General features: G+C 39.6%; 18 protein-coding genes. 11 read left to right on the forward strand and 7 right to left on the reverse strand.

Annotated elements, in window-relative coordinates:
- Nucleotides 1-90: 90 nt before the first annotated feature.
- The 3 genes from ACSR9O_RS05985 to ACSR9O_RS05995 are packed head-to-tail and all read right to left on the reverse strand — an operon-like array spanning nt 91 to nt 4,147.
- Nucleotides 91-1,950 (reverse strand): ABC transporter ATP-binding protein, encoded by a 1,860-nt coding sequence (locus ACSR9O_RS05985; RefSeq protein WP_491724123.1) that lies wholly within the window; start codon nt 1,948-1,950, stop codon nt 91-93.
- Complete coding sequence (locus ACSR9O_RS05990; protein WP_491724124.1) at nt 1,947-3,671, reverse strand: ABC transporter ATP-binding protein; 1,725 nt, start codon at nt 3,669-3,671, stop codon at nt 1,947-1,949. Before ACSR9O_RS05990 ends, ACSR9O_RS05985 begins: the two co-directional genes overlap by 4 nt.
- Nucleotides 3,668-4,147: a MarR family winged helix-turn-helix transcriptional regulator gene (locus ACSR9O_RS05995; protein ID WP_101221808.1), complete on the reverse strand. Its 480-nt coding sequence runs from the start codon at nt 4,145-4,147 to the stop codon at nt 3,668-3,670. Before ACSR9O_RS05995 ends, ACSR9O_RS05990 begins: the two co-directional genes overlap by 4 nt.
- Before the next feature lie 473 nt (nt 4,148-4,620).
- On the opposite strand from ACSR9O_RS05995, the gene ACSR9O_RS06000 reads away from it, so the two are divergent.
- From ACSR9O_RS06000 to ACSR9O_RS06020, 5 genes are all read left to right on the forward strand, one after another.
- Nucleotides 4,621-5,616, forward strand: a complete 996-nt coding sequence (locus tag ACSR9O_RS06000) for a thiamine pyrophosphate-dependent dehydrogenase E1 component subunit alpha (protein ID WP_101221809.1) — start codon at nt 4,621-4,623, stop codon at nt 5,614-5,616.
- A 12-nt stretch (nt 5,617-5,628) separates the two neighbouring features.
- Nucleotides 5,629-6,612 (forward strand): alpha-ketoacid dehydrogenase subunit beta, encoded by a 984-nt coding sequence (locus tag ACSR9O_RS06005; RefSeq protein ID WP_101221810.1) that lies wholly within the window; start codon nt 5,629-5,631, stop codon nt 6,610-6,612.
- A 387-nt stretch (nt 6,613-6,999) separates the two neighbouring features.
- Nucleotides 7,000-7,923 carry a DMT family transporter gene (locus tag ACSR9O_RS06010; protein WP_252269644.1) on the forward strand — a complete coding sequence of 308 codons (924 nt, stop codon included), beginning with the start codon at nt 7,000-7,002 and terminating at the stop codon, nt 7,921-7,923.
- Between the two features lie 436 nt (nt 7,924-8,359).
- Nucleotides 8,360-9,337 (forward strand): ring-cleaving dioxygenase, encoded by a 978-nt coding sequence (locus ACSR9O_RS06015; protein WP_491724125.1) that lies wholly within the window; start codon nt 8,360-8,362, stop codon nt 9,335-9,337.
- Between the two features lie 111 nt (nt 9,338-9,448).
- On the forward strand, nt 9,449-10,048 hold the full coding sequence (locus tag ACSR9O_RS06020; protein WP_491724126.1) for a nitroreductase family protein: 600 nt from the start codon (nt 9,449-9,451) through the stop codon (nt 10,046-10,048).
- Nucleotides 10,049-10,147: 99 nt separating this feature from the next.
- On the opposite strand, the gene ACSR9O_RS06025 is transcribed toward ACSR9O_RS06020, so the two are convergent.
- On the reverse strand, nt 10,148-11,491 hold the full coding sequence (locus ACSR9O_RS06025; RefSeq protein WP_491724127.1) for an aminotransferase-like domain-containing protein: 1,344 nt from the start codon (nt 11,489-11,491) through the stop codon (nt 10,148-10,150).
- A gap of 116 nt (nt 11,492-11,607) precedes the next feature.
- Here ACSR9O_RS06025 and ACSR9O_RS06030 point away from each other — a divergent pair, with 116 nt between their 5' ends.
- Both ACSR9O_RS06030 and ACSR9O_RS06035 read left to right on the forward strand, forming a co-directional pair.
- Entirely contained in the window at nt 11,608-12,564 is a 957-nt protein-coding gene (locus ACSR9O_RS06030) for a DMT family transporter (protein WP_260357450.1), read from the forward strand.
- Entirely contained in the window at nt 12,565-13,449 is an 885-nt protein-coding gene (locus tag ACSR9O_RS06035) for a DMT family transporter (RefSeq protein ID WP_101221816.1), read from the forward strand. It abuts the gene before it with no gap.
- A 236-nt stretch (nt 13,450-13,685) separates the two neighbouring features.
- On the opposite strand, the gene ACSR9O_RS06040 is transcribed toward ACSR9O_RS06035, so the two are convergent.
- The 3 genes from ACSR9O_RS06040 to ACSR9O_RS06050 all read right to left on the reverse strand — a co-directional run bounded on the left by ACSR9O_RS06040 (nt 13,686) and on the right by ACSR9O_RS06050 (nt 16,455).
- Nucleotides 13,686-14,255 carry an MFS transporter gene (locus tag ACSR9O_RS06040; RefSeq protein ID WP_101221817.1) on the reverse strand — a complete coding sequence of 190 codons (570 nt, stop codon included), beginning with the start codon at nt 14,253-14,255 and terminating at the stop codon, nt 13,686-13,688.
- On the reverse strand, nt 14,252-15,682 hold the full coding sequence (locus tag ACSR9O_RS06045) for an FAD-binding oxidoreductase (protein WP_260357451.1): 1,431 nt from the start codon (nt 15,680-15,682) through the stop codon (nt 14,252-14,254). Before ACSR9O_RS06045 ends, ACSR9O_RS06040 begins: the two co-directional genes overlap by 4 nt.
- Before the next feature lie 167 nt (nt 15,683-15,849).
- Nucleotides 15,850-16,455, reverse strand: coding sequence for a TetR/AcrR family transcriptional regulator (locus ACSR9O_RS06050; RefSeq protein ID WP_101221819.1), 606 nt, complete (start codon nt 16,453-16,455; stop codon nt 15,850-15,852).
- A 483-nt stretch (nt 16,456-16,938) separates the two neighbouring features.
- On the opposite strand from ACSR9O_RS06050, the gene ACSR9O_RS06055 reads away from it, so the two are divergent.
- The 4 genes from ACSR9O_RS06055 to hutI all read left to right on the forward strand — a co-directional run bounded on the left by ACSR9O_RS06055 (nt 16,939) and on the right by hutI (nt 23,211).
- Nucleotides 16,939-18,258, forward strand: a complete 1,320-nt coding sequence (locus tag ACSR9O_RS06055; RefSeq protein WP_101221820.1) for an MFS transporter — start codon at nt 16,939-16,941, stop codon at nt 18,256-18,258.
- Nucleotides 18,259-18,573: 315 nt separating this feature from the next.
- Nucleotides 18,574-20,043, forward strand: a complete 1,470-nt coding sequence (locus tag ACSR9O_RS06060; protein ID WP_230176448.1) for a helix-turn-helix transcriptional regulator — start codon at nt 18,574-18,576, stop codon at nt 20,041-20,043.
- A gap of 196 nt (nt 20,044-20,239) precedes the next feature.
- The gene (gene hutU / locus ACSR9O_RS06065) at nt 20,240-21,916 is read left to right on the forward strand and encodes a urocanate hydratase (RefSeq protein WP_101221822.1); all 1,677 of its coding nucleotides are present in this window, start codon (nt 20,240-20,242) and stop codon (nt 21,914-21,916) included.
- A complete protein-coding gene (gene hutI / locus ACSR9O_RS06070) occupies nt 21,913-23,211 on the forward strand; it encodes an imidazolonepropionase (RefSeq protein WP_427572728.1) in 1,299 nt (432 codons plus the stop codon). The genes hutU and hutI overlap by 4 nt, the downstream gene beginning before the upstream one ends.
- Nucleotides 23,212-23,238 lie beyond the last annotated feature (27 nt).

Here is a 23,238-nt window from a genome sequence, read left to right on the forward strand (position 1 = left end):
AGTTATTACAGATTAATGAATGGAATGGTATTGGATAAGAATTTTATAAAGAGAGGCTCGATTCCGATTGGGAAATGAGCCTCTTTCTAATTATCCAGCTACATTTTCAGTGAACTGACTATTGTATAGTTCTGCATAGAAACCATTCTCCCTTAAAAGGTCTGAATGCGTTCCCTTCTCTATCACTTTCCCTTGATCCATAACAAGAATCAAATCTGCATCCTTAATTGTTGAGAGACGATGGGCAATGACAAAGCTAGTTCGTCCTTCCATGAGTCGGTTCATGGCCTTTTGGATAAAGACTTCTGTCCGAGTGTCCACACTAGACGTCGCTTCATCCAATATCATGATTGGTGGATCTGCTAGAACCGCTCGGGCGATTGTCAAAAGCTGCTTTTGGCCTTGTGAGATGTTCGAAGCTTCTTCGTTTAAGATTGTCTCATAACCATCTGGCAGTGTCCGAATGAAATGGTCGGCATGTGCCGTTCGAGCAGCTGCAAAAATTTCTTCATCAGTTACTCCATTTTTGCCATAAGCGATATTTTCTTTAATCGTACCATTAAAGAGCCAGGTATCTTGAAGTACCATTCCAAAATTCTTTCGAAGATCATTCCGTGACATATTCCGTGTATCAAGACCATCAATATTAATTTTTCCGCCATTGAGTTCATAAAATCTCATCAATAGATTTATCATAGTTGTTTTTCCAGCACCAGTCGGTCCAACAATTGCGACCGTCTGTCCAGGCAAGACATCGATGTTCATATCTTCAATTAACATTTCTTCCCCATATCCAAAGTCCACATGTTCGAAAGAGACAGCACCATTTGCCCTTTTAATATTAGCTGTGGTTTGTTCTTTCATTTCCTCTTCTTCATCTAGTAGTTCAAAAACACGCTCAGCTGCTGCCACCGTCGACTGAATAATGTTAGCGATGTTAGCCGTTTGTGTGATTGGCTGGGTGAACTGCTTTGAATAAGTGATGAATGCTTGAATGTCACCAATTGAAATCGAACGTTGCGTTACTAATATTCCCCCGACAACGCTGATGAGGACATAGCTCAAATTTCCGATAAAGAACATTATGGGCATGATGATACCCGATATAAACTGGGCTTTGCTTCCCGCTTTATACAATTCTTCATTAACCGCAGTAAACTGGGCACTCGCCTTTTTTTCATATCCGAATGCTTTAACGACTTGATGGCCGGTATATATCTCTTCAATGTGACCATTTAATTGTCCGAGTTTACGCTGTTGATCGGCAAAATATTTTTGGGATCTTTTTAAAATAGGCCGGATTGCAAATATTGACAAAGGTAAGCTGACTATCGAGATTAATGTCAATAACGGGCTTATCGAAAGCATCATGATGATAATCCCCAAAATCGTTACGATTGATGTGATGAACTGCGTTAAGCTTTGCTGAAGGGTGCTACCGATTGTATCAATATCATTTGTCATTCGGCTAAGTGTTTCTCCGTTTGGACGTCCTTCAAAATATTTGAGTGGAAGTTTCTCGAGCTTTTCGTTCACATCTTGTCGAAAATCATATACCGTTTCTTGAGCAACACTTGACATAATGTATTGTTGTACATAGTTGAAAAGGCTGCTTAAAGCATAAAGTCCGGCAAGGAGTAGAAGGATCTGGCCAATTTTATCAAAGTTAATAGCTGCTCCTGGTATTCCCTGGAATTTCCCGTAAGCTCCTTCGAATAATTCTGTAATTGCATTTCCCATGATCTTTGGTCCAACAATCATAAAAATCGTACTCATGATTGCAGCGAAAAACACGGAAATCAATTTGTTGCGCCGCGGTTTTAAATAGGTTAATAGACGTTTTAGAGTTCCTTTAAAATCTTTTGCTTTTTGACCCATCATCATCATGTTACCGCCACCAGGACCATGCCCAACCTGACCGCCGCCTTGAGGTTTTTTTTGATTACTCATGCGATTTCCTCCTCTGTGAGCTGTGATAAGGCGATTTCACGGTAAATGTCGTTTGTACTAAGCAACTCTTGGTGTGTTCCCATACCTACAATGCGGCCTTCGTCCAACACGATGATTCGATCAGCGTCCACGACCGTACTGACACGCTGTGCAACGAGTAGTACCGTCGAATTTTTCGTTTCATCTTTCAGGGCTGCGCGAAGGTTGGCATCCGTCTTGTAGTCAAGTGCAGAAAAACTATCGTCGAATATATATATATCCGGTTTTCGAATTAGTGCCCGTGCAATCGAAAGCCGTTGTTTTTGCCCTCCTGATAGGTTTGAACCGCCTTGATCGATTTCTGCCTCATAGCCGCCTTTCATGTTGCTGATAAAATCCTCCGCTTGCGCGATCCGAGCCGCATGCTCAACTTCATTTTGTGTGGCTGTTTGTTTTCCAAAGCGAATGTTTTCAGCGATAGTACCTGTAAAGAGGAAGGCCTTTTGTGGTACAAAGCCAATTTTTGAACGAACTTCATCTTGTGATGACTTACGAATATCAACACCATTGACGCGAATCGTTCCACTTGAAATATCATAGAAGCGAGGGATCAAATTGACGAGCGTCGTTTTCCCTGAACCTGTTCCACCAATTATTGCGGTGATTTCACCAGGACTTGCAGTAAAACTAATATCCGATAATGCAGGTTCTTCTGCTCCTGGGTAACTGAACGTCACATGTTCAAATTCAAGAGTACCGTGTACACGATCTGCCTTTTCTGTACCCTCATCCAGGAATGATGGTTTCATGTCAAGGACTTCGTTTATCCTTGTTGCCGACACGGCCGCTCGTGGAACCATAACGAACATCATGGATGCCATAACGAGAGCGAACATGATTTGCATAACATATTGGATAAATGCCATTAAGTCCCCGATCTGCATACCACCGTTATCAATACGAACTCCACCAAACCAAATGATGCCAACAACCGTCAAGTTCATTACAAGCATCATTACAGGCATCATGAAGGCCATGATTTTATTGACTTTGATTGAGACATCCGTCAATTCCTTATTCGCTTTCTTTAGACGTTCTTTCTCTTGTGTTTCACGATTGAAGGCACGAATGACGCGAATACCAGTTAAATTTTCCCGTAATACAAGGTTCAACCGGTCTAATCGTTTTTGCACCGTTTGAAAGAGAGGGACACCTTTATATAGAATAAGCAAGATCGAGCCAATCAACAAAGGCATTGTGACAACAATGACAAGGGATAATTTTGCATCCATGGATACAGCCATGATCACGCCGCCGATTAACATGATGGGTGCACTGATAACCATACGAAGCATCATGATAACCACTTGCTGGACTTGTGTTATATCATTGGTCGTCCTTGTAATCAATGACGCCGTACCGACTTCATCAAATTCTTGTAACGAAAATTTTTCAACATGGTTAAAGACTCTCAGGCGGAGATCGCGTCCCATCCCCATTGCCGCTTTGGACGAATAATAGCTTGCGATTATGGATGCACAAGCGCCAAGTGCGGAAACCAACAGCATCAAACCACCGATTTTCCAAATATAAGGAGTGTCTCCTCGAACGACGCCTTTGTCAATAATATCGGCCATTAGTGTAGGCAGAAAGAGGTCGGACATGGACTGAATAAAAACCAGGCCGATAACTGCTGAAATAATCCACTTATAAACGGATAAATTTTTCAGTATTTTTATCATTTTGTACACTCTCCCTGTTCGGTTGCTTGTGCTTCTAAAAAGTTTGTAATTTGAAGATGTGTTTCTAGCAACTCTTCAAACTGTTCTTCAGAAAGCATTTCAATGGCCATTTGAAAGACTTGGTGAATGCTTCCTTCGTGAAAATGAATCGTTTTTAATAAATCTTTTCCCTGATCTGTGATTGACAACTGAATCTCACGCCGATTGCCCTCCACATGCTCTCGATGGAGCATGCCTGCGCGAACGAGACCATCGACCGCTTGGCTCAAGGTGCTTTTTGGAAGAAATGTTTTCTCCCCGACATTTTTTTGAGTGGTCTCTTTGTAAAGGGTAATGGTCATCAAAATGGAATATTGAGGAACTGTTAATCCATTTTCTGCTGCAGTCTTTTGAACGAATCGCATTATATTTTTCTGCACGTTCCAAAATGAACGCAATAGTTGTACGGAACGCATTAATTGTTTTTCATTCTCCATTCAGCTTCACCATTCTTTCTGTTTTGAACTGTTCCATTACGAACATTTAATTTTATGAATCAATTTAATTTACAGCTATATATAGTCTTAGTCAACAAAAAAATAACTTCAACTTCCCAGTGTTTAGTCTTTGGTGCATGTATTGAAATGAGTTATCAAGTCAGGTAAGGCTTTCGCGTGAAAACAACCCATACAAAGTGAAATTAACTTGAAAATGTGAGATGAAAAGTGTTAGGATAATATTGAGTTAGTACCAGGTAATAATACTAGATGATAACGCAAATGAGAATGTACGGGTGTTAAGTGGAAAGCGCATGTATACATATAAGAATTTTTCTTCCGTAGATACATAACAGGATTTAAGTTTGCGAGACAAACAAACAGCTAATTATAAAGATTGGTATTTGTGATACAGGGCCCCATTAAAACAGGGAAATGTATTAATTATTAGGTATTGGGAGGGATGATGAGATATGGATAAAAATCGTCATCTAAAGGCAGGTCTGAGTGATGAGCAGGTGCTTGAGATGTATAGAGTTATGTTGTTGGCAAGACGAATTGATGAACGTATGTGGCTGTTGAACAGATCTGGAAAAATTCCATTTGTCGTTTCTTGTCAAGGGCAAGAAGCAGCTCAAGTGGGGGCTGCATTTGCATTGAATCGTGAAAAGGATTATGTACTTCCTTATTATCGGGATCTCGGAGTGGTGCTCGCGTTTGGGATGACCGCCAGGGATTTAATGTTATCCAGTTTTGCCAAAGCAGAAGATCCTAATTCAGGCGGGCGTCAAATGCCTGGACATTTTGGGCAAAAAAAGAATCGCATCGTGACGGGATCTTCGCCAGTTACCACTCAAGTGCCACATGCAGTGGGGATTGCGCTCGCTGCCAAAATGGAAGGAAAAGATATTGTTTCATTCGTTACATTCGGAGAGGGTTCATCAAACCAAGGTGACTTCCATGAAGGAGCGAATTTTGCAGGTGTACATAAACTTCCGGTTATCTTGATGTGCGAGAATAATCAGTATGCCATTTCCGTCCCTATTGAAAAGCAATTGGCTTGCGGAAAAGTGTCCGACAGGGCCATTGGTTATGGAATGCCAGGGGTGACGGTTGATGGAAATGATCCGATCGAAGTATACAGGGTGGTGAAAGAAGCGGCTGAGAGAGGAAGGCGCGGTGAAGGCCCAAGCTTAATCGAAACGGTTTCATACAGGCTTACACCACACTCAAGCGATGATGATGATAGTCAATACAGGTCGCCTGATGAAGTATCGGAGGCAAAAAAAATAGATTCGATCATTACTTTTGGCGCCTATTTAAAAGCAACAGGAATAATGGATGATCTCATGGAGAAACAAATGAATGAGGAAATAATGAAAGTTGTGAACGAAGCGACGGATTATGCGGAAAATGCTCCATTTGCAAATGAAGACACGCTCTCAAAATATGTTTACGCAGAAAGGTAAGGAGGAAAGAAAATGGCAGTGATATCTTATATAGATGCGGTGATAATGGCGATGCGGGAAGAAATGGAACGTGATTCCCGTGTATTTGTATTAGGTGAGGACGTAGGGATAAAAGGCGGCGTTTTTAAAGCGACCTCAGGGTTATACGAACAATTCGGTGAACAGCGTGTCATTGATACACCGCTTGCTGAATCCGCAATAGCAGGAGTTGGCATCGGCGCGGCCATGTATGGAATGAGGCCGATTGCGGAAATGCAGTTCGCTGATTTTATCATGCCTGCAATCAACCAAATCATTTCAGAAGCTGCAAAAATCCGTTATCGCTCCAATAATGACTGGCATTGCCCCATCGTCATCAGAGCTCCATATGGTGGGGGCGTACATGGGGCGTTATACCATTCACAATCCGTTGAAGCCATTTTTGCCAATCAACCGGGACTTAAAATTGTCATGCCCTCTACACCCTATGACGTGAAAGGTTTATTGAAAGCAGCCATTCGTGATGATGACCCGGTCCTCTTCTTTGAACATAAGCGAGCCTATCGTCTAATTAAAGAAGAAGTGCCGAATGATGATTATGTTTTACCCATTGGTAAAGCGGATATAAAACGTGTAGGCGAGGACGTTACAGTGATTACTTACGGCCTTTGTGTTCATTTTGCACTTCAGGCAGCTGAAAAGCTGGCCAGTGATGGCATATCTGTTCATATACTTGATTTACGAACCGTTTATCCATTAGATCAAGAAGCCATTATGGAAGCTGCATCTAAAACGGGAAAAGTTCTATTGATTACTGAAGATAATAAGGAAGGGAGCATCATTAGTGAAGTATCGGCGATCATTGCAGAAAACTGCCTTTTCGATCTTGATGCCCCAATCATGAGACTCGCGGGTCCGGATGTTCCAGCAATGCCATATTCACCATCATTAGAGAAATCATTCATGGTGAATCCAGAAAAAGTGGAAAAGGCACTGCGTGACCTGGCTGCCTATTAAATGATCGGCATGGAGGAACGAACCTTGCGCATCCGTTTAAATTGTTGTTTATATTGGGAGTGATCTTAAAATAAACTTAAGTCTAGCAACTATAAAAAAGGTTGCCAGGCTTTTTTTTTGCGCTAAATAAATCATTTATAGTGAAAAAAAAACCCGTTGGATTATGATAGAGAGGGCATATAAAACTCAGTGATTTTCAGGGAATTTTCAATTGTAAATATATATTGAATAAATTGCGTGGTATTATATGGTAAAGTGTTCTAGGTAAAGGGGAAATGTCGATAGTCACGTAAAAATTTAATATATTAGCAATAAAGATTGTGAATTTTTAAATGTTGAACGCAATACAGTGATTGGCAAACATTGAAAGTAGCAAGGGGGAACATCATGCTTCGATTATACGGGGCTTTAATCGGCCTTAGTTTGATATGGGGTTTATCGTTTGTTTTTATGAAGTGGCTGCTACCGCCTGCGGGCATTTGGGGGATTGTATTTCTCCGCTGTTTGGCGGGTGCTGTTGTTCTGCTTCCCATTTTATGGTGGAAGCGCAGGGAAATCAACTGGAAATTGCCGTGGAAAGCACTGGTCGTTGTCGGAATCTTCAATTGCGGATTAGCATGGGGATTAATACCTTTAAGTGAAACAGAGATTAACAGCAGCACGGCATCGATTCTAAATGCAACCACTCCGATCTGGACGGGGATCATCGGATTTATCATTTTTTCATACGTACTAACCGCCCGACAATGGATGGGCATTTTAATTGGCTTCTTCGGAATTCTAGTATTGATGGATTTTCAAATCGGTCAGCTTTTCGGAAAGGAATTCATCGGGATTGGGACAATGCTGCTAGCGTCCATCTGTTATGGTTTTGCCGGTCATTTTACGAAAAGATTTCTTTCCAGTACCAGCATATTGGTCATTACGACGTTTACGCTTCTCACGGGTGCCGTTATCGGTTTGATCGGGATGCTAATAACTGAGCCGATAAAGCCAGTGATGTTGATGGAACCGCTGACGATTTTCGCCATAGTCGGTCTTGGGTGCTTTGGCTCTGGGGTCGGCCAGCTGATCTATTTCTACATCAATAAAAATGGCAGCCCTGAGTTAGCCGCATCTGTTACATACCTTATTCCTGCAACCGCTATGGTTTGGGGTTATGTCCTGCTGGGAGAAGCGATTAATCCCAATGTAATTATTGGCCTGCTGATTATTTTCGCAGGAGTTTATCTTTCCTCTAAGAAGTCAAAAGAAAATGATGGCACAAACTCTTCATCTGGAAAACAAGCGGATTTGCATCACGTAAAATAAGTAACCAAAACGAAATAGCCCTCACCTAAAGATTTTGTTTTATGGTGGGGGCTTTCGTATGGTAACACATTAATATTTTTACTTCATTTTTTTTGCCAAAGAATTGATTGATTTTCTTTGCCACTATTTATACCTATAGACATTAACACAAATACAGAATGGTCTTTACTTAAGGAAAATTGACAGTGGTGTTTTTTCGCCTGAAATTATTTTGATTTAAAGATATATTAATTTGAGATAATATTATTGACAGTGAATGGCATTCATGATAAATTATCTTTAAGTTAAGATATATTAATTCAAGATAAAAAGAAGCATGTAAAACCTTATCAAACCCCTTTAATGAATAGCCACTCTTATTGAAGGAAAAATATAGGGGGTTAATGAAAAAGCTGAACATCCAAAAATTGATTCGTTTTAATGGGAGGAATAGTTTATGAATGGATTAAAAGGTATACATCACGTAACGGCCATAACAAGTAGTGCAGAAAAGAATTATGAATTTTTCACAAATATATTAGGCATGCGTTTAGTCAAGAAAACAGTCAACCAAGATGATATCCAAACTTATCACCTGTTTTTTGCAGACGATGTTGGCGGTGCGGGTACTGACATGACATTCTTCGATTTTCCTGGTATTCCTAAAGGAGAGCATGGGACTAATGAGATTTCCAAAACATCCTTCCGTGTACCGACTGATGCGGCATTGGAGTATTGGGTTAAACGCTTTGACCGTTTAGAGGTAAAGAATACAGGAATCCAAGAACAGTTTGGCAAAAAGATCATTTCTTTTGTGGATTTTGATGATCAGCAATATCAATTGATTTCAGATGAAAATAATGAAGGGGTTGCAGCTGGAATCCCTTGGCAAAAAGGGCCGATTCCTCTGGAATACGCTATTACAGGATTAGGACCAATTTTCATTCGGATCGCCAATTTCGATTACTTTAAAGAAATGATGGAAAAAGTCCTATTATTCAAAGAAATGGACAAGGAAGGATCATTTCACCTATTTGAGGTAGGGGAAGGTGGGAATGGTGCTCAAGTTATCGTCGAGCATAATTCGATCCTCCCTCAGGCACGGCAGGGTTTTGGGACTGTTCACCATACAGCCTTCCGTGTTGAAGACCGTTCCGTTCTGGAAGAATGGATCAAACGAATGGAAAGCTTCCAATTTCATACGTCCGGTTATGTTGATCGTCACTTCTTTGAGTCGCTTTACGTAAGAGTGGCGCCGCAAATTTTATTCGAGTTTGCCACGGATGGTCCTGGATTTATGGGGGATGAGCCGTATGAAACGCTTGGGGAAAAATTATCTTTACCACTGTTCTTAGAATCAAAGAGGGAGCAAATCGAAAAGTTGGTCCGTCCCATTGATACAGTAAGAAGCACCAAAGAATTCATTAAAGAATAATTGACAATCTTTAGCGAATGATATGTTGGTTTATGCCCATACTAAAACAGGTAGAAAATAAAAAATGGAATAATCATTTGAAATAGAAAAAATGCTCTGGAGGAATGCCTTATGACAAAAGATTTTCACACGGCCATTAAAGAGAGACGTTCATTTTATGGAATCAATAAAGAGGTCGGAGTATCCGATGAGAAAATTAAAGAAATAGTAGAATTTGCGGTAAAACATACGCCATCGGCTTTTAATTCCCAATCCTCACGCCTTGTTGTCTTGACAGGATCGGCACATGATAAATTATGGGATATTACGACGCAGGCATTAAAGAAAGCGGTTGGTGAGGGAGATTTCTCTGGCACTCAACAAAAAATGGATTCATTTAAAGCGGGATATGGGTCAATATTATTCTTTGAAGATGAATCTGTTGTGAAATCACTTCAAGAACAATTTGCAACGTATGCCGATAACTTCCCAATCTGGTCACAACAAACATCAGGCATGCATCAATTAGTTGTTTGGACGGCACTTGAAGCAGAAGGATTGGGAGCAACTTTACAGCATTATAATCCTCTAATTGATGATGAAGTGAAAAAAGAATGGAATGTTCCAAGCAATTGGAAATTGATTGCGCAAATGCCATTTGGAAATCCAACAGCTCAACCGGGTGATAAAGAATTCAAACCACTTGAGGATCGTATAAAATTTTATAAATAAAGAGGACTGATAAGAGCAACCTTGTAAAGAGCCAATTCTAATTGGCTCTTTTTTGTTTATTGCCCTGTGTGGAAAGTGACTATACCTTATGTAAAAGCTTTATAAGTAATAGTTCTGCTTGTTATTCAATTCTTTAAAAATGATAGCTATTCCTTGGTCCAGTTTTTGTATATTTGTATTGGACACGTTTAATTTTAATATTTTTTCCTGGTGAAAGCCATCTAAATAATTTTGACCCATCGTCTCTACCAGTACTTGTTGATTCTGTAAGTTTTTGATGAGGTGAGTACTATTTAAACGATGAGGCAGTACGATATGAGCGTTCATACATATGGATGGTGGGCGATAAAAGCCTGAAGCAGAGTGCTTTTCTAGAGCATCATATAGCAAGTTTGCTCGCAATAAATAGGAAAGACGCACTTTGTTTCTATGGTGTTTAAACATACCGCTTTTTATGTAGATTTCCAAGGCTGCTTGTGAAATCATGGAACTATCAATATCAGCTGTTCTTTTATATAGTTGGAAGCTGTCCGTTAATGGTTTAGGCAATACGGCAACACCTATGCGTAATCCTGGAAACATTATTTTAGAGAAGCTTTTTAAATAAATGACCATGTTATGGGTATCCTCGGAAAAAATAGGGTCCACCTTCATATTTTCTTCGAAATCTGCTAAATAATCATCTTCTACAATATAGACACCATACTTTACTGCAAGTTTTAGTATCTCCTCTCTTTCCATTTTAGAGTAAGATGTCCCTAACGGATTATGAAAACGAGGCATCGTATAAAAGAATTTAATTTCCTGATCACTAAAAATCCGTTCTAATTCCCCTAAATCAATACCTTCTGCTGTTCGTTGGATTCCTAGCACGGGAATCTTGTACGCTTTCAATTGCTCCACAAATAGATGATAACTAGGCTGCTCAACAAGTATATGGGTACGTTCATTTGGAAAGGGGATGAACGTTAATAAGGAAAGTGCTTGCTGCACGCCAGAAGTAATGAAAATCTGTTCTTCTTTTGCGAAAACCTGATACTGCTCTAATTGTTTTTGTATCACTTTAATTAAAGAGGGCAGTCCTTTAGGAGTGCCATAGATAAACAATTCTTGCTGATAGGTATCGATGGCTTTGTTGATGCAATGTTGAAAGTCATGATACGGAAATTGATGCCAAGCAGGAGCGGAGGTAACAAAGTCGATTTCCATTGTTGGTTCGCTTTTACCATCAAATTCTTTTTGGACGACATAATATCCACTTTTAGGAACCGCGTAGATTAAATGCCTCTTTTCCAATTCTTGCAGTGCTTTCAAGACTGTACTTTTACTACATTGATGTTGATCGCTTAATTGACGAATAGATGGGAGTTTAAAGCCCGCTTTGAGCCGTCCATTCTGGATCAGAGATTCAAATTCATTAAACAAGGCTATGTATTTTAGCATGAATACCTCCTAAAACTGTACCGTTACAGATGCTTCTTATTTGTATTGTATCGTAGTGGAACTTTTAATACGATACTAACAACCGGCCGGGTGTTTAAAAGGAGGAGTTACTAAATATGCCAGAAAATAAAAAAGCCTATTTTGCGGCGATACTATATGCCATTATTATTGGATTTTCATTTATCTTTACAAAAATATCATTAATGGAAGCTAGTCCGTTAGATACATTGGCACATCGATTTACGATGGCTTTTTTGATCGCCATAATTTTTAAGCTATATAGGAGGACATCAGTGAAAATAAATGCAAAGGATACTTTGAAAATTCTTCCTTTGGTGTTCCTTTATCCAATTTTATTCTTTACATTTCAAGTGTTTGGTCTCTTGTATACCTCATCTTCAGAGGCGGGTATTATCCAAGCTACCATACCAATTTTTACGTTATTATCAGCTTCATTATTTTTGAAAGAATACGCTGGTAGAGGTCAGAAATTCTTTCTTTATTTATCTGTGATGGGGGTTATCTTTATCTTTGTCATGAATGACTTGCAACTTGCGGATCACAGTTTGAAAGGAACGATCCTGATCTTATTATCCTCGATTGCTGCCGCTCTCTATAATGTGGTGGCGAGGAAGGTAACAAAGCAATATTCACTATTTACGTTAACTTATGTGATGACGTTCTTTGGTTTTGTGACTTTTAATAGTATGGCCGTCATCAACCATATAATTAACCAATCTATTAGTAGCTTTTTATTACCCTTCACAAGTAGTGCATTCCTCATTTCAATCGTATATCTTGGGGTATTATCGTCACTGCTTACTGCTTTTTTATCAAACTATTCATTATCTATATTACCAGCATCTAAAATGAGCGTTTTCAGTAATTTAGCGACATTGATTACGATAATAGCAGGGGTGATTTTCTTACATGAAACGATTCATTATTATCATGTAATAGGTGCAATGGTTATTCTTGCTGGGGTAATCGGCACGAATTATTTTGGTGGAATTCAATCAAAGCATAATAGTAAGACTTTTGCCGATCCATTGCTGAAAAGAGAGGTAAAGTGAATGAATAAATATGTGTTGTTACTCTTGATTAGTGGTATATGGGGATCTCAATTTTTCTTTATTGCATTAGTCATAGATAATGTTGGGGTTATTACTTTGTCAGCCATCAAAGCATGTATCGGTGGTATCTGTTTACTCTTCTTAGGTTTTTTTTTATCAAAAGAAGAGCGAAGAGTACCCAGGACTTATTATAAATGGTATATAATCATTGCATTTTTCGAGGTTGTACTGCCATTCGTGTTTATTGCACAAGGCCAGAAATCGGTGCCTAGCAGTATCGCAGCGGTGCTGATTGGAATGGTTCCCGTCTTTACCATCCTCTTTTTACTAGCATTTTTCAAAAGAAAAAGCACAATGCCGGAGATTACAAGTATCCTATTCGGATTTGCAGGTATTGTCTTCCTTTCCTGGCCAACACAAGGAATCCAAGACCTTTCTAACAGTATTCAGGGGAACATCCTATTGATATTGGCTGCCATGAGTTTTGGATTATCATTGATTTTAATGGAGAAATTAAACGAGGGCTCTTCCGTTATTCATATGAGAAATGTATTACTGATTGCCAGTGCATTGCTCATACCCATGTCCCTTTTGTTTGAGCAATCTTTCAAATTGGATTTAGCACGATCTCAATCTATCTACTTAGCGATTTTAGGCATTTTCCATGCTGGTGTTGTTTATGCATTATTTAATAGGCTGATTCGGCAAGAAGGCGCATTATTTACTTCATATAGTAATTATATAGTGCCTGTCATCGGAATGATTATAGGCTTTTTCTTTTTACATGAAGCGTTGTCTATTCATCAGTTGATTGGAATGGGAATAGTTATGACGTCATTAGTTTTTTTAGACGGAAAAATAATAACCAAGTTGATAAGAAAGTAGTATTTTATTATATGAGTTCTGGTCCGTTATCTTTAATTGTACTAATAAAGGCAGTAAGTTTAGAACTCGTATATTTAACGAAACCAAATTGAGAAAAGGGGAGCAGGTTTTTTGTAATATCATTTTTTGTTTTTTGATCCGCAAATGATTTATATAGTGGAAGAAGCATCTGCTGAGGTTCATGCAGATGCTTCTTCCACTAAAAGGGCTAACTGAATTATAGGCGTAATAAATGCTTATATTTTTATTTTTTCTGCATTAGATAGTGAAGTATTTTTCTCCATCTTCATTATAATAAATCCACTCCAGGCAAACATTAAGGAGGCAATGTAAAAGATGCTGCCAATCGTTAAAAAGTCGACTAAATATCCGGTTGCAATCACCGCTGCTGCAGCACCGATGGATGTCCAAACATGGTAGTTTCCAATTTCCTCACCCGCTGTTTTCTTCGTAACATATCTTGCAAGTACGGTTTTTTCAGTGTTTTTTTGCACTGCCCCAAGTACCCCCATAATGATTTGCAGGAGATAGACATGCCAAATTTCATATGCGAGAGGAAAGGCAAGAAGGATAAGTGCCATTCCCCATGAATAGATAAGGAGAAATGCTTTGTCACCGGCCTTGTCAGTGAATTTTCCGATTAAAGGATAACTAACTGCTGCAGTCAGTGAGAATATTCCATATGCCCACCCGAATTGCGAATAACTTGTACCTACATTTTTGATCAGCAAAATATAAAAAGGGAAAATCATGCTGGCAGCCATTCCAACAGTGCCTTGGTAAAAAACAAACCGTTTATAATTCATGGATGATACTCCTCATAGAAAAGATTCATGAAGCGATTATCAGGATCATACTTCTTCTTTAATCGAAAGAATTCCTCAGTATGCGGATAAGCTTCATATAATTGGGTCTTGGTTGGATACCCATAATAGGGCAAATAGTAGCTTCCGTTATGGTCAAGCGTCACATTAATCATATTACGGATGACCCTTCCCGTATTTTCCTTACTATCGTTATCTGTCCCTTGATTGATGAGCATCACAAGAGCGAACATATCATCCTTGGCATAGGACATGAGTGATTCATCATTATGTTCAACATAACGAATTGTAATATTTAATAAATTAAAATCTTTCTCATCAGATAAGGTATTTCTTAAATCATCGATATAATCTGCAAATTGATCAATCGGAACGAAGTATTCTTGCAGCACTTCAGTTTTGGTGGGGTTGCTGTAATCCATAAAGGCTGAGTCCGACCGCATCACATTATTCCTCGAAACCAAGTTGCCAGCAATATTGGCCGTGTAGGCTTTTTGAGTTTCCCAAAACCTTTTTTTACCCCAGTCATTAAATCGTGATAGGCCAAGAAAGAATTTAGGCACGGCAATGATCGTTTCCCGTTTGAGAGTATTGTAGTCAGATAGGTGTGTTTGGTCATTTGCCTTATAATAGTCCGTTACATACATTTCATCCAAATAGGAGCCAGGAGCAACCGATATTCTCGCAAGATGCATTTTAACATCATCGTTATTGAGAACTTCACTTTTAAAGTACGACGTATATTCATCATAATGGAGTGATTTAGTTTTAATGTTATAAAGTTCGTCATCGGTAAGTTGGAGTGTTACATCGAGTATTACGCCAAACAAACCATACCCGCCAATAACCGAATGGAAGAGCTCCGAATTTTCTTCGCGGCTCACTGTTAAGATTTGTCCTTTTGCGTTAAGCAATCTAAAAGAATCCACGGTTTCTATCAAGGCATGATGACGGATATCGCGGCCATGGACATTAACGCTCAAAGAACCGCCGATGGTAAAAATATTTTGAGATTGACTGACCTTCAGTGCAAGTCCATATGGGTTGATATATTCCTGGAGAGCAGCCCAGGTTGCCCCGCTTTGGACCGTGATGCGTTTTTCTTTTACATCCAAATCAAGTATTTTATCGTAGTGCTTCATATCGAGCAGGATCCCATTTGGATATAATGTCTGCCCTCCTTGGCTATGCTGCATTCCGGCAATGGAAATGGGATCATCGTTTTTTTCGGCATCCATAACGACCTTTTTGATTTCTTCTTCACTATCTTCCGCCTTAATCGTTTTCATTTTAACCGGCATCAGCCGGCTGATATCTTTGGCAATAGGGTGGTCAAGCTTGAAATTAAAAGCCTGCAGTGATAATCCAAATAATAGTGCATAGAGGATGATAAATAAAAATCGTTTCATGATATCTGGCTTTCGACTCCCTGTTTAATATGTCTGACACTCAATTGAAAATAATGAAAAAGTATGACTTTATAGATTAATGGAGTTACCCTGACCATTCAGTGAGATTGGGGTTAATATTGAATTAATGTCAGATTTTTTGAAAATGAATCTTTTGATTTAAGGTATTAGTTCTTAGTTTTCAGCCCGTTAATGATTGTTTTGGTTAGCGGTATGGATAGTGATTCCAAGCTTTGTTCTGAGTTGTTTAATCCCCAATGATAGATTATTCCCATTAGGCTTTGGGTGATTAGTTGTGAAACTTCGTTAACTGATTGGTCAGTGCCAATGTCGTTTTGTTCTTTCGCCTCTTCAATTAATGAACGAATAATTAGGAAGAGTGAGCGATTTGAATTTGAAAAGTAAGTATGTTCTTTCGAATCTAAAGCGGAACTGTAAATTACTTTCATTAAATCTTTGCCCATTTCTTCTTCCAGAAAACGCATCAATTTGCGTATGAAAATAAATAATTTCTCGGTAGCGTCCATATCGACTGGGAACGAACGGAAGACTTCACGATAGTAATCATCAACTTCTATGAATCTCACTAAAAAAATATCCGATTTCGCTGAAAAGTGTTGGTAAAATGACCCTTTTGATGTGCCGCTTTTTTTCACGATTTCGTCAACGGTGACCTTATCATAACCTTTTTCGCTAAATAGCTTTAAAGATATTTTTAATATTTTTTCACGAGTCTTTTCTCCCCTAAGCTGTTTCTTTCTAGGCTCAATCATAAAAAACCTCCAAATGATAATTGACAGAATATTCCTGAATAGTTTAATATCAGACTACAGTCTAGTTAATTGATTGGTGGTCTATTTAATCTAACGTAGATCATCAATAATCACAACGCTTTCTTAATCACATTTTGCATTTTTTGGAAAGCGCTTACAAAGTTTTGGGATCAAGTATGGAGGAGGTTAGTTCAGTTTAAATTAGGAGGTTTTACAAGTGGAAGAATCAGGTGAAAAGGTTGGTTGGATTTTCTGAAGATTCTTATACTATTGGTTACTGTCATGTAGAAAGACTAAGTACTCCTTAGCCATGAGCATATGGATTATATTTATAAAATTTGGATGCAGTATATGTAAATGGAGGGGGTATCAGAATAAACTTAAAGCCTAGGAATGTAACATAGTATTGGGATGCAGGAAAGTGATGTGCGTTAAACGGAGTATTTTTTGGGAAATAGTAGCAAGAAAAGGGAGGGAATTATCATGAATCATTCCAGTGGTGAGATAGAGAAAAGAACGATCAGTAAAACGATGAAACGCATTCTTCCATTTATCTTGCTCCTTTATATCATTGCTTACTTGGACAGGGTCAATTTAGGCTATGCTGCTTTACAAATGAACGCAGAATTAGCTTTATCCGCTGAAGTTTTTGGATTGCTTTCCGGAATTTTTTTTATAGGCTATTTCTTCTTTGAAGTTCCTAGCAACATGATCATGCATAAAGTGGGAGCTCGGATATGGATTGCCCGCATCATGATTTCGTGGGGACTCGTGGTAATATTAACAGGTTTTGCGCAAACAACGATGCATTTATATATTCTCCGTTTTTTATTAGGTGTCGCCGAAGCTGGTTTTTTCCCTGGTATAATTTTGTATTTAACTTATTGGTTCAGGGCCCGCGAAAGAGGAAGGGCAACAGCGGTCCTGCTTTTAGCCCTACCGATTGGCGGATTGATTGGTGCGCCTGTGTCGACATGGATTCTTGACAATATTTCCTGGTTGGGTATGGCAGGGTGGAGATGGATGTTCATCCTTGAAGGCATTCCGGCCATTATTATTGGTGTTGTTGTTGTTTTCTATTTAACTAATAGACCAACGAACGCTAAATGGTTATCTAAGGAAGAAAGTGATTGGTTAGAAGGGGAATTGAGTACGGAAAGGAAAGTAAGCTCGAAAATAAATAAAGTCACTAAGCTTGATATGCTGAAAGATTCGAAAATTTGGAAGTTGGCCCTTTTTTATTTCGCAGGGTACACATCTATTTATGGATTATCATTCTGGATGCCAACTATCATAAAATCTTTATCGGAAAATGCAACAACCAATTTAGAAATAGGCTGGTTAGCGATGATTCCATCGTTAGTCGGTATACCTGCCGTTATGTTTGTAGGCTGGAATTCAGATCGGACCAATGAACATAAATCACACTTGCTCGTTTGCCTCATGATAGCAGTTGTCGGATTTATCGGGTGCGGCTTTTCAGATAGTGTCTTTATGATGGTGCTTATGTTAACGATTACATCTTTCGGGTTATACGGATTCAGTGGATGTTTCTTTGCCTATATGACATTTTTCTTCACTGAGTCCACTGCACCAGTTGGAATCGCCATAGTCAATTCATTTGCGGCTTTAGGCGGTTTTGTAGGACCGATGATTCTCGGAACTGTTGCATTTACTCAAGGGATGTTTATTTTATCTGGATTACTTGTATTAGGAGTCATCACCCTATTATCATTAAAATTAACAAGTGCTTCAGATGAAAACATCGCAAAAGAAGTTGAAGTCAATATTAATCAATTATAACGGTTCTAAATTTATTGAAGATCAAAAGTGACTAAAAGAAACATCATTGGAAATCACAAGGTTTCCATGATGTTTCTTTTTATATTTTCATATAGGAAGTAAAAATATATGAGATGAAAATTCCAGTTGAGCATGTCAAAAATTTAATCTTAATCGCAGGTTCTGTCCAATAAGACTTGTTTGTAGTTTTCGGCGGGATTAGAATGGAGATGGGATACAAGTGCATTCGAAAAGACCAGGCATTCCTTTTCTCTTCAAGTTGTGCCTTTATATTTATTTTCATTACACGAATATCAGCAGAAATGAGGTGATGATGTGGAAATTCATTTGGTGGCAAAAGATGAGATTGAGGCTCAAGGAATTCGTTGGATAGTCGAGTCCCACCTAACGGGAGTTAGACTGATCTTATGGAAAACGATTGAAGAATTTGAAAAGGGCATCCGCAATCAGCAACCGGAATTCGTTATTTTGGATATGGATATTTGGACGGATGAAAGTGAGGCGATGGGTGTTTCATTAAAGCGAAGGGGAATTCGATGGTTAGGGATTTCATCTGAGCGAATTTTTCAAACGGCTTATCGAGCCTTACGTTTCCGTGCTGAAGATGTATTATTCCGTCCTTTTTCTTCGGCGGATTTGGTAAAACATATCCAACAATTGCGTTTTCAATTGAGAAATGGTCCAAATCTTCTCTCGTCAAACACCATGGATGATGAGAATGCTCTGGATATTGGATATCCTGATTTCTTCTTGACGGACCGGAGGCATGAAAGTCGAATAACCATGGTTGCTTTTTTGACACCTGATAACAAGACCCTGCCATTAGTTTATGATGAATTGCAACGATATTCTTTTACTGGAAAAAATCAAATCTTCGCTTTATCGGATTTTATTTTATGTGTCCAGGAAACAAAGGAAGTTGAAGTTTATAAGGAAGAGTATCAAGCTTTTCTTGCCCACTGGAAAGAAAGAATGGATGAGCCCCTTGCTATAATTATAAAAGCGGCATCTTCAGATGAGTCTTTAAAAAGGATGTATCAGCAAACACGTGAGTTTACGAGACAAATCTTTTTTGATGGATATGATATCATTTTAGCCGAAAGTCAACAAACTTCACCTCAAGAGATGGATCCATTCCTCACGCCTCTTGAACAAAGACTTTGGATAGAAATGCTCGAACGACGGGATGCAAAAGCCATCAGGAACTGGATTGAACGTGAATTCCTTACCTTTGAACGACCATACCCCGACCCGGAAATCGTTCGTATCCGCCTTACAAGCGTACTCGCGCAGATTCGTAGGCATATGAAATCATACAACTTGCAAAATGCTTCCCTAGAAGCAATTTACTATGATGTATTTCAGCAAATTGTACATAAACCCGTCATTCATCAAATAGTAAAAGAGCTGCATGCGTTCACGACGCATATGCTTATGCAGGATCATGGACAGTTACAGGAAGGGGCACGCACAATTAGTGAAAAGGCAAGAGAGCTGATCGAGTCCAACTATTGGGACGCCCAGTGGAATCTAGCGAGTTGTGCAGAGACTCTGCGTATCAATAAAAGCACACTCAGCCGACGTTTTGCGGCTGAATCAGGCGAGTCTTTTCGAACTACGCTCCATCAAGTTCGAATTAGGGAAGCTAAACGTTTATTAAAGGAAACGGATATATCATTGGAGGAAATCTCACAATTGGCTGGCTATTCACATCAAACTTATTTTAATGCCAAATTCAAATTGCTTGAATCTTGTACACCATCAGCATATCGGTCTGGATTATAAAAAAGGACGATTCAATAAATGAATCGTCCTTTTTTATTTATTTCATAACAATGTAATTATTGAAATTATTCATAAAAAAATAAAGTTAACGACAAATCTTTAAAATAAATTATAAAATAATCATCAAACTATAATAAATTATTCTGAATTTTTCTTATAGAATGAATATATAACAAAAACAAGGGGGAAATGAAAAATGAACACGATTACAAACAAGGTTATCCGTTATACAGGAACAGAATTGCATACTAAAGGATGGCAACAAGAAGCAGTGCTTAGAATGCTGATGAATAATTTGGATCCTGAAGTTGCTGAACGTCCAGAAGATTTGGTGGTATACGGAGGGATTGGGAAAGCAGCTCGTAACTGGGAATGCTTTGATGCAATCGTCAAATCACTAAAAGAGCTTGAAGAAGATGAAACTTTACTTGTCCAATCAGGGAAACCGGTGGCAATTTTTAAAACGCATTCTGATGCACCACGTGTCCTGCTTGCAAATTCAAATATCGTCCCTGCATACGCAAACTGGGAAACATTCCATGAACTTGATAAAAAGGGATTGATGATGTATGGGCAAATGACAGCAGGCAGCTGGATATATATCGGATCTCAAGGGATCGTACAAGGTACATACGAGACCTTTGCCGAGCTTGCAAAACAACATTTCAATAACTCGTTAAAAGGCACCATAACTTTAACGGCAGGTTTAGGCGGAATGGGAGGGGCACAGCCGCTAGCAGTTACGATGAACGGTGGTGTCTGTATCGGGATCGATGTAGATGAGACAAGAATTGACAGGAGGATCGAGACTCGTTATACCGATGTGAAAACGGATTCATTGGATGAAGCCATTCGTTTAGCCAATGAAGCTAAACTTGCAGGTAAAGCATTATCGATTGGTTTGATTGGGAATGCTTCAGATATTCTTCCGGAAATGATTGCAAGGAACTTCATTCCTGATGTCTTGACGGATCAGACTTCGGCCCATGATCCGCTAAATGGATATACTCCTTCAGGCTTGTCAATGGTGGAGGCTGCAGAATTACGGAATGCAAATCCAGAAGAGTATATTAAACTCTCTAAAGCTTCAATGGCCAAACATGTAAGAGCGATGCTTGAAATGATGGAAAAAGGAGCTGTGACGTTTGATTATGGCAACAATATCCGTCAAGTTGCGAAAGATGAAGGGGTAGAGAATGCTTTTGACTTCCCGGGCTTCGTTCCAGCTTATATCCGTCCACAATTCTGTGAAGGTAAAGGTCCTTTCCGCTGGGTGGCTTTATCTGGTGATCCAGAAGATATTTATAAAACAGATCAAGCCATTTTACGTGAATTCGCTGATAATGAACATTTATGTAACTGGATTAGAATGGCTCAGGAAAAAATTCAGTTCCAAGGTCTGCCTTCCCGCATCTGCTGGCTTGGTTATGGGGAGCGCGCCCGTTTTGGTAAAATTCTCAATGATATGGTTGCAAGCGGTGAATTGAAGGCCCCGATCGTTATTGGCCGTGACCATTTGGATTCTGGCTCTGTCGCTTCGCCGAATCGTGAAACGGAAGCCATGAAGGATGGTTCCGATGTAGTGGCCGACTGGCCGATCTTAAATGCAATGGTGAATGCAGTGGGCGGTGCAACCTGGGTTTCCGTACATCATGGCGGTGGCGTAGGAATGGGTTACTCCATGCATGCAGGCGTTGTAATTGTGGCAGACGGTACAAAAGAAGCAGCGGCCAGGATTGAGAGAGTTTTGACAACGGACCCTGGGATGGGTGTAGTGCGTCATGTTGACGCAGGGTATGAACTGGCAGAGGAAACAGCCCGTGAAAGAGGTATTAATATCCCGATGCTTGATAAAGGAATTGATAAACAATGACAAAACCAATTTGGATAAAACATGCCGCTCAACTTGCAACGCTTACCTCTGATAAGAAAGGTCCTCGTTCCAAAGAGGCAATGTCAGAGCTTGGGTTGATTGAAGATGGAAGTATATGGATGGAATCTGGTTTGATCCAAGCGATTGGTACGACCAAAGAATTGGAAGAACTCTATGCAGATAGAATGCATGAAGCTGAAGTCTTTGATGCAACTGGACATTTGGTGACACCTGGGTTAGTTGATCCACATACGCATGTTGTATATGGCGGGAGTCGGGAACGTGAATTTGAAATGCGTCTTGAAGGCGCAACATATATGGACATTATGAACGCAGGTGGGGGCATTCATGCTACCACCCGAATGACAAGGGAAGCAAGTGAAGAAGAATTGATGGAGCAAACCATGCGACGACTTGATTCGTTTCTCGCTCATGGCGTGACTACAGTAGAAGGTAAAAGCGGCTATGGAATGAATTTGGAAACCGAATTAAAGCAGTTGCGGGTGATGAAGAAGCTACAGGAAGAGCATCCGATTGATCTAGTTCCTACTTTTATGGGAGCCCATGCGGTTCCAAAGGATTATAAAGGCCGCGAGGATGAATTTGTCGATCATCTGATTAATGATATGCTTCCAATCGTCTCTGAAGAAAAGCTTGCAGAATTCAATGATGTCTTTTGTGAAAAAGGGGTTTTTACCCCTGAACAATCAGAGCGGATTTTAAAGGCGGGTAAAAAGTACGGCTTGATCCCTAAAATTCATGCTGATGAAATTGAGCCTTACGGTGGAGCTGAATTAGCTGCGAAGATCGGAGCCATTTCAGCTGAGCATTTGTTAAAAGCTTCCGATGAGGGGATAACTGCCATGGCGAAGTCAGGCACCATTGCCTGCTTGCTTCCAGCCACTGCCTTGTATTTACGAGAAGAAGCGGCCCCTGGACGACGAATGGTTGATGAAGGTGTGGCTGTTGCCATTTCAACCGATTGCAATCCCGGATCTTCACCGACGACATCCATGCCGCTTGTCATGAATCTGGCATGCATTTCGATGCGGCTTACCCCTGCAGAAGCTCTGACGGCGGCGACATACAATGCTGCTTGTGCAATCAACAGACAAGAAAGGGTCGGATCCCTTGAAGTCGGAAAACAAGCGGATGTCGTTTTATGGAATGTTGAAAACTATCAGGAGTTGCAATATCTATTTGGTGTCAATCACGTTAAGTCTGTATGGAAAAATGGTGTGCAAGTAGTGAATGATAAAGTGAATACTGATTCCAAAAGCCTGACGGGCCTTTAAAAATCACTATTCTCAATATATGTCTTC

It is taken from the genome of Peribacillus sp. B65, assembly GCF_058513295.1.

Coding starts and splice junctions, on each gene's coding strand:
- ACSR9O_RS06020 (WP_491724126.1), top strand. CDS start 9,449: ATGACAAAAGATTTTCACACGGCCATTAAAGAGAGACGTTCATTTTAT.
- hutU (WP_101221822.1), top strand. CDS start 20,240: ATGAACACGATTACAAACAAGGTTATCCGTTATACAGGAACAGAATTG.
- ACSR9O_RS06040 (WP_101221817.1), bottom strand. CDS start 14,255: ATGAATTATAAACGGTTTGTTTTTTACCAAGGCACTGTTGGAATGGCT.
- ACSR9O_RS06005 (WP_101221810.1), top strand. CDS start 5,629: ATGGCAGTGATATCTTATATAGATGCGGTGATAATGGCGATGCGGGAA.
- ACSR9O_RS06025 (WP_491724127.1), bottom strand. CDS start 11,491: ATGCTAAAATACATAGCCTTGTTTAATGAATTTGAATCTCTGATCCAG.
- ACSR9O_RS06035 (WP_101221816.1), top strand. CDS start 12,565: ATGAATAAATATGTGTTGTTACTCTTGATTAGTGGTATATGGGGATCT.
- ACSR9O_RS06050 (WP_101221819.1), bottom strand. CDS start 16,455: ATGATTGAGCCTAGAAAGAAACAGCTTAGGGGAGAAAAGACTCGTGAA.
- ACSR9O_RS06015 (WP_491724125.1), top strand. CDS start 8,360: ATGAATGGATTAAAAGGTATACATCACGTAACGGCCATAACAAGTAGT.
- hutI (WP_427572728.1), top strand. CDS start 21,913: ATGACAAAACCAATTTGGATAAAACATGCCGCTCAACTTGCAACGCTT.
- ACSR9O_RS05985 (WP_491724123.1), bottom strand. CDS start 1,950: ATGAGTAATCAAAAAAAACCTCAAGGCGGCGGTCAGGTTGGGCATGGT.
- ACSR9O_RS06030 (WP_260357450.1), top strand. CDS start 11,608: ATGCCAGAAAATAAAAAAGCCTATTTTGCGGCGATACTATATGCCATT.
- ACSR9O_RS06010 (WP_252269644.1), top strand. CDS start 7,000: ATGCTTCGATTATACGGGGCTTTAATCGGCCTTAGTTTGATATGGGGT.
- ACSR9O_RS05995 (WP_101221808.1), bottom strand. CDS start 4,147: ATGGAGAATGAAAAACAATTAATGCGTTCCGTACAACTATTGCGTTCA.
- ACSR9O_RS06045 (WP_260357451.1), bottom strand. CDS start 15,682: ATGAAACGATTTTTATTTATCATCCTCTATGCACTATTATTTGGATTA.
- ACSR9O_RS06000 (WP_101221809.1), top strand. CDS start 4,621: ATGGATAAAAATCGTCATCTAAAGGCAGGTCTGAGTGATGAGCAGGTG.
- ACSR9O_RS05990 (WP_491724124.1), bottom strand. CDS start 3,671: ATGATAAAAATACTGAAAAATTTATCCGTTTATAAGTGGATTATTTCA.
- ACSR9O_RS06055 (WP_101221820.1), top strand. CDS start 16,939: ATGAATCATTCCAGTGGTGAGATAGAGAAAAGAACGATCAGTAAAACG.